The 5,779-nt window shown below is 62.7% G+C and carries 5 protein-coding genes and 2 pseudogenes; 5 read left to right on the top strand and 2 right to left on the bottom strand.

Translation table 11 applies throughout. The features are described 5' to 3' along the window. From EOA79_RS33850 to EOA79_RS28700, 5 genes and pseudogenes are all read left to right on the top strand, one after another. Positions 1–808 (top strand): annotated as a pseudogene (locus EOA79_RS33850) (cation:dicarboxylase symporter family transporter); the annotation flags it as partial. 600 nt (positions 809–1,408) lie between these two features. Further along, positions 1,409–1,678, top strand: coding sequence for a hypothetical protein (locus EOA79_RS33845; protein ID WP_245457304.1), 270 nt, complete (start codon positions 1,409–1,411; stop codon positions 1,676–1,678). Then, positions 1,588–1,779, top strand: coding sequence for a hypothetical protein (locus tag EOA79_RS33840; protein ID WP_245457302.1), 192 nt, complete (start codon positions 1,588–1,590; stop codon positions 1,777–1,779). Before EOA79_RS33845 ends, EOA79_RS33840 begins: the two co-directional genes overlap by 91 nt. 82 nt (positions 1,780–1,861) lie before the next feature. After that, complete coding sequence (locus EOA79_RS33835; RefSeq protein ID WP_051695369.1) at positions 1,862–2,056, top strand: hypothetical protein; 195 nt, start codon at positions 1,862–1,864, stop codon at positions 2,054–2,056. A gap of 476 nt (positions 2,057–2,532) precedes the next feature. Beyond that, positions 2,533–3,534 carry a zincin-like metallopeptidase domain-containing protein gene (locus EOA79_RS28700; protein ID WP_051695374.1) on the top strand — a complete coding sequence of 334 codons (1,002 nt, stop codon included), beginning with the start codon at positions 2,533–2,535 and terminating at the stop codon, positions 3,532–3,534. A gap of 149 nt (positions 3,535–3,683) precedes the next feature. On the opposite strand, the gene groL is transcribed toward EOA79_RS28700, so the two are convergent. Together groL and groES are read right to left on the bottom strand one after the other, a co-directional pair. Then, a complete protein-coding gene (gene groL, locus EOA79_RS28695) occupies positions 3,684–5,351 on the bottom strand; it encodes a chaperonin GroEL (RefSeq protein ID WP_128293510.1) in 1,668 nt (555 codons plus the stop codon). 65 nt (positions 5,352–5,416) lie between these two features. Continuing rightward, positions 5,417–5,710, bottom strand: a pseudogene (gene groES / locus EOA79_RS28690) (co-chaperone GroES); the annotation flags it as partial. Positions 5,711–5,779 lie beyond the last annotated feature (69 nt).

Genomic DNA, 5,779 nt, shown 5'->3' with positions numbered 1-5,779 from the left:
TTCAGCCTGGCGCCGGCCTCAACATCGATCCGGCCTCGCTCGATGTCCAAGCCGTTAAGGGCTATGTGGCCACGGCTCACGAGCAGTCCGTGACCAGCTTCCTGATGAACATCATCCCATCAACCATTGCCAGTGCCTTCGCGGAAGGCGACATCCTGCAAGTCTTGTTCTTCTCGGTCCTGTTCGGCGCGGTCTGCCGCTACAACGGCCGCTCGATCTTCTCTCTCGTCCGATACATCAAGGACGAGCTGCTGCTCGCAACGTCCTCCTCGGAGGCCGCGCTGCCCTCGCTCATGGAGAAGATGGAAAAGGCCGGCGCCACGCATTCGGTCGTGGGTCTCATTCCATTCAATCTGGACGGCACGAATATGATGCTCGCCGCCCTCTTCATCGCCCAGACGACGAAAACTGATCTGCCGATCGGCTGCCGGATCCTCATGCTGTTCGTCGCATTGTTCCCTTCGAACGGAACAACCCGCATTACCGGTGCAGGCCTCGTCACAATGGCTGCAACGCTCTTTCTTGTTCCGGCCGCACCGGTCACCTCCGTGGGTCTTATTCTTGGCGTCGATCAGCTTATGTCCGAATGCCACGCGCTGACGATATTTCTCCGCAGCGTAGCGGCAACGCTGGCTGTCGCCCGGTCTGGGGCGAGCGGGATAAACGACGATTCGGGGAGCGCCTCACTAGCGGACCGTTCAGCGCTCTGGCGGTGGACGGTCAAGTCGCCCGGCGTGGTGAACGCAGTTCCCCGCGCGAACGACGCTCAGCTATTGGGGTGGGCCCGATGGCGCAAAGCCGTATTTGAGAAACCGCCAGATCGCACCCGCACCTGTGCGCCTGTAGCAACTGCGGGGCACGATCAAAAGCGACCCATTTTACACCGAAAAGGCGGGCCGTTGCTGCCACGCCGTCCATGGATTGGAGCCTCATGTCTAAGACAACGGCCACCACTCTCGCGGTTCTCCTTTTTCTCCTCGCCGTGCTGCTTTCCGTGCTGGCGAGCCATAATAGCGCGCACCCGCCGCGGGAAAGGCCGCCCCCGCCCATGCAGTCGTGCCAATGGACAGTCAAAAGTGGAGCGGCGCACTCGTCAACGACCCCGCTTCGCCAAATCGCCGGCAACCCGGAAGGTCCGGGGACCCTTCAGCGCTCTGCCGGGCGGACGGTCAGTCGCCCGGCGTGGTGAATGGCGGTCGCGGTTGCCCGGCCCGCGCGAACGACGCTCAGCTGGGTGGGGTGGGCCCGATGGCGCAAGGCCATCTTTCCAGAAACCGCCAGAGCGCACCGGCATCTATAGCTGTGCGCCCTCGCGACTGCGCCCTGTGGCAAGTGCGGGGCTCGATCAAAAGCATTTTACACCAAAAGGCGGGCCGTTGCTGCCACGCCGTCCATGGATTGGAGACTCATGTCTAAGCCGACTGCCATCACTGTCGCAGCTCTTCTTTTACTCCTCGCCGTGCTGGCGAGCCAATATAGCGCGAACCTGCACCGGCAGGCGTGGTCGATCGACAGGCAAAAGTGGAGCGGCGCATTCGACAACGACCCCCTTCGCCAATCGCCGGCAACCCGCAAGGCGATGCCGTTCTGGTCATATTCAATGACTACCACAACTGTCCGCATTGCAGACTGGCAGATCTCAACTACCAAAAAGCCTTCAAGAATGATCCCAATCTGAAGCTTGTGATCAGACGGTTCCCGGTCCTGGGACCGGATTCCCAATCGCACTCGCCTCGAGAAAACAGGGAAAGTTCGACGAATTCCACCGCGCCCTTATGACTTCCCCCAGTTGGATCATTGAAAGGATCACTCTCAAGATCGCAGCGCGTGTGGGCCTTGACGTGGAGCAGCTCAAGCGGGAATGCAAGATCCGGCCATCGCAGATGAACTTGCGCGCGTCCGCGCACTCGCGAAAGGTCTGCACATCGACCGTACGCCCGCGTTGGTGGTCGGCGATATAGTGATCGCCCACCTGGTCGACATGGCCAGCTTGCAACGCTTGCTCGCCGATGCGCGCTCAAAGCGTGCAGGCTCTCGTGCGGGGCAGCATCTGTAGATCGGCCACGCTGTTGTTGCCGGAGCGTGCCGTTTGTGGCAGCTGGCTTTGCTGTTGCTCCTCGGCATCTTGTTGCGGTCATCCAGCTGCCGTGGGCGCCAACAACAATCCTGAGCGCCCGCGCCTGAAGGCGCTGGCCGGGTGCTCGTGAACCGAGCCCGCTTATCTTCGCCAGGCTCAGGCGGTCTTGGCCCTGCGGCTTCGCCCCCTGGCGCGGGGCAGCCTTCGGCTGCTGACGGTCGCCGGCCTGTCGGCCGGCGTCGTTTTTATCGTGGCCTTCCCCGGTGGCGCAGGGCGGGCAGCACTCCCTTCTAGGCCCGCCGCGGCGTCCCGCAACCCTTCGCTTTCGCTTCGGGTCCTCCACTCCGTTCCGGTCCTGCGGATGCAGTCCGCCTCCGACGTCGGGCCTTTCCGGTCGCTTTCGCCGCCCACCCCGCTTCCGGGGAGGGCGCGATTGAAGAGCGGAGGACATCACGATGCGTGCAAACAACAAACGTTGCGGCAGCCGACAGGCTGGCGCAGAGAGTGGCGGGCGCACCGGCGCCAGCCTTTATCAGGAAATCACCGACCGCATCATTGCCGAACTGGAGCGCGGCACCGTGCCATGGGTCAAGCCGTGGGGCAGGGCAAGGACAGGCCTCGGCCTGCCGCGGAATGCGGCCACCCAGCGCCGATATTCCGGCATCAATATCCTGATCCTGTGGGGCGGGGTCATCGATCGCGGTTTCCCCAGCCAGAACTGGCTCACCTTCCGGCAGGCGCTTTCCCTAGGTGGCAATGTCAGGAAGGGTGAGCACGGCACCACCATCGTTCACGCTGACCGCTTTGTTCCCAAGAACGAAAAGCAACGCGCCGACACCGATGGCGACGAACCGCAGGCGGTGCCCTTCCTGAAGCGCTTTACCGTCTTCAATGTCGCGCAGTGCGATAATCTGCCCGAACATCTTTATGCCGCCGGCGAGCCTCTGCCTGAGCGCGAGATGGTCCCGCAGGCCGAGGCGCTCATTCATGCAACCGGCGCTGATTTTCGCATCGGCGGCGAGCGCGCCTTCTACATGCCCGGCAGCGACACCATACAGGTGCCGCCGCAGCCGGCTTTCTTCCACCAGATCGACTATTACCGGACCTGCTTTCACGAGCTTGGCCACTGGACCGGCCACCCGACGCGACTCGCGCGCGACCTGTCCGGCTCCTTCGGGTCCAACACCTATGCGCGCGAGGAACTGGTCGCCGAAATCGCATCAGCCTTCATCTGCAGCAGTCTCGGCATCGAGCCGACCGTGCGCCATGCCGACTACATCGGCTCATGGCTGACGGTTTTGCGCGAGGACAACCGCGCCATCTTCCGCGCCGCAAGCCATGCCTCGAAAGCCGCCGATTTCCTGCTTGGCCGCAATGCCGATGTCGAAGGCGAGGCACATGCCGAAACCGCCTATGGAAGCGCGCAATCATCACACGCGGCCGCCTTGCGCCTCTGATGACGCAAAAGCCGCGCAACCAACTCGACAGTTCTTTTGAGGTTGCGCTAACATGGCCGGCGTTGGCGCCGATCGTTTATCGGATCGAGGTTCGCAAAAAAAGGGCGGCATTGTTGCCGCCCCTCGTTGCGAAAGCTGCCAGAGCTGGATTAGAAATCCATACCGCCCATGCCGCCCATGCCGCCCATGCCGCCGCCACCCATGCCGCCAGGCATGCCGCCGCCGCCAGCCGACTCCTTCTTCGGAGCCTCCGCGATCATGGCTTCGGTGGTGACCAGCAGGCCGGCCACCGAGGCCGCGTCCTGGAGAGCGGTGCGGACAACCTTGACCGGATCGACGATGCCCATGGCGATCATGTCGCCATATTCGCCGGTCTGGGCGTTGTAGCCGAAGGTCGCGCCCTTGTTCTCAAGGATCTTGCCGGCAACGATCGATGCTTCCGCACCGGCGTTGGCCGCGATCTGGCGGGCCGGAGCCTGCAGCGCGCGACGCACGATGGCGATGCCGGCGGTCTGGTCGGAGTTGGCGCCGACAGCCTTGATGCTCAGCGAAGCGCGCAGGAGTGCGACGCCGCCGCCGGGAACGATGCCTTCTTCGACGGCCGCACGGGTCGCGTTGAGGGCGTCATCGACGCGGTCCTTCTTTTCCTTGACTTCGATCTCGGTCGCACCGCCGACGCGGATGACGGCAACGCCGCCCGCCAGCTTGGCGAGACGTTCCTGCAGCTTCTCCTTGTCGTAGTCCGAGGTGGTCTCCTCGATCTGCTGCTTGATCTGGGCGACGCGGCCCTGGATCTCGGCCTTCTTGCCGGCACCATCGACGATGGTGGTGTTCTCCTTGGAGATAGACACCTTCTTGGCGCGGCCGAGCATGTTGAGGCCAACATTCTCGAGCTTGATGCCGAGGTCTTCGGAAATGACCTGGCCACCGGTGAGGATGGCGATGTCTTCCAGCATGGCCTTGCGGCGATCACCGAAGCCCGGCGCCTTGACTGCGGCGATCTTCAGGCCGCCACGCAGCTTGTTGACGACCAGCGTGGCCAGGGCCTCGCCTTCGACGTCTTCCGAAATGATGACCAGCGGCTTCGAGGTCTGCACGACGGCTTCGAGGATCGGCAGCATGGCCTGGAGGTTGGAGAGCTTCTTCTCGTGGAGAAGGATGTAGGCGTCTTCCAGATCCGCAACCATCTTGTCGGCGTTGGTGACGAAGTAGGGCGAGAGATAGCCGCGGTCGAACTGCATGCCTTCGACGACTTCGAGTTCGGTCTCGGCGGTCTTGGCTTCCTCGACCGTGATGACGCCCTCATTGCCGACCTTCTGCATTGCTTCGGCGATCATCTTGCCGACCGAAGCATCGCCGTTGCCGGCGATGGTGCCGACCTGGGCAACCTCTTCGGAGGTCTTGATCTTCTTGGCGTTCTTGATCAGCGTCGCAACGACGTCGGTTACCGCGAGGTCGATGCCGCGCTTCAGGTCCATCGGGTTCATGCCGGCGGCAACCGCCTTGTGGCCTTCCTGGACGATCGACTGCGCCAGAACGGTCGCGGTCGTGGTGCCGTCGCCGGCGATGTCGTTGGTCTTCGAAGCAACTTCGCGGACCATCTGCGCGCCCATGTTCTCGAACTTGTCCTCAAGCTCGATTTCCTTGGCGACGGTGACGCCGTCCTTGGTGATGCGCGGGGCGCCGAACGACTTGTCGATGACGACGTTGCGGCCCTTGGGGCCGAGCGTGACCTTCACCGCGTCGGCGAGGATGTTGACGCCGCGCAGCATGCGCTCGCGGGCATCACGGGAGAATTTTACGTCTTTGGCAGCCATTTTTAGCTCCTGGCAGGGGCTTCAATCGAGCCCGGGAATTCAGTTGACGAAAGGGCCTGATATGAGCCGATGATGCCCATGATGTCGGATTCCTTCATGATCAGAAGGTCTTCGCCATTGAGCTTGACTTCGGTGCCCGACCACTTGCCGAACAGGATGCGATCGCCGGCCTTGACGTCCAGTGGGACGAGCTTGCCGGCTTCGTCACGGGCGCCGGAACCAACGGCGATGATCTCGCCTTCCTGCGGCTTTTCCTTTGCCGTATCCGGGATGATGATCCCGCCAGCGGTCTTGGATTCGGATTCGACCCGGCGAACGACCACGCGGTCATGCAGCGGGCGGAACTTCGACTTTGCCATTTTCGGATTTTTCCCTGGTGCGGATGTTGAGGGGTTTTTGTTAGCACTCGCGATGGACGAGTGCTAACG

Origin of the sequence: Mesorhizobium sp. M1A.F.Ca.IN.020.03.2.1 (genome assembly GCF_004023205.1) — a bacterium.
Classification (GTDB): domain Bacteria; phylum Pseudomonadota; class Alphaproteobacteria; order Rhizobiales; family Rhizobiaceae; genus Mesorhizobium.
Note: the sequence above shows the minus strand (reverse complement) of the source record. Positions and strands in the feature narration are given on the sequence as shown.

Coding starts and splice junctions, on each gene's coding strand:
- EOA79_RS33845 (WP_245457304.1), top strand. CDS start 1,409: ATGTCTAAGCCGACTGCCATCACTGTCGCAGCTCTTCTTTTACTCCTC.
- EOA79_RS33835 (WP_051695369.1), top strand. CDS start 1,862: ATGCAAGATCCGGCCATCGCAGATGAACTTGCGCGCGTCCGCGCACTC.
- EOA79_RS28700 (WP_051695374.1), top strand. CDS start 2,533: ATGCGTGCAAACAACAAACGTTGCGGCAGCCGACAGGCTGGCGCAGAG.
- groL (WP_128293510.1), bottom strand. CDS start 5,351: ATGGCTGCCAAAGACGTAAAATTCTCCCGTGATGCCCGCGAGCGCATG.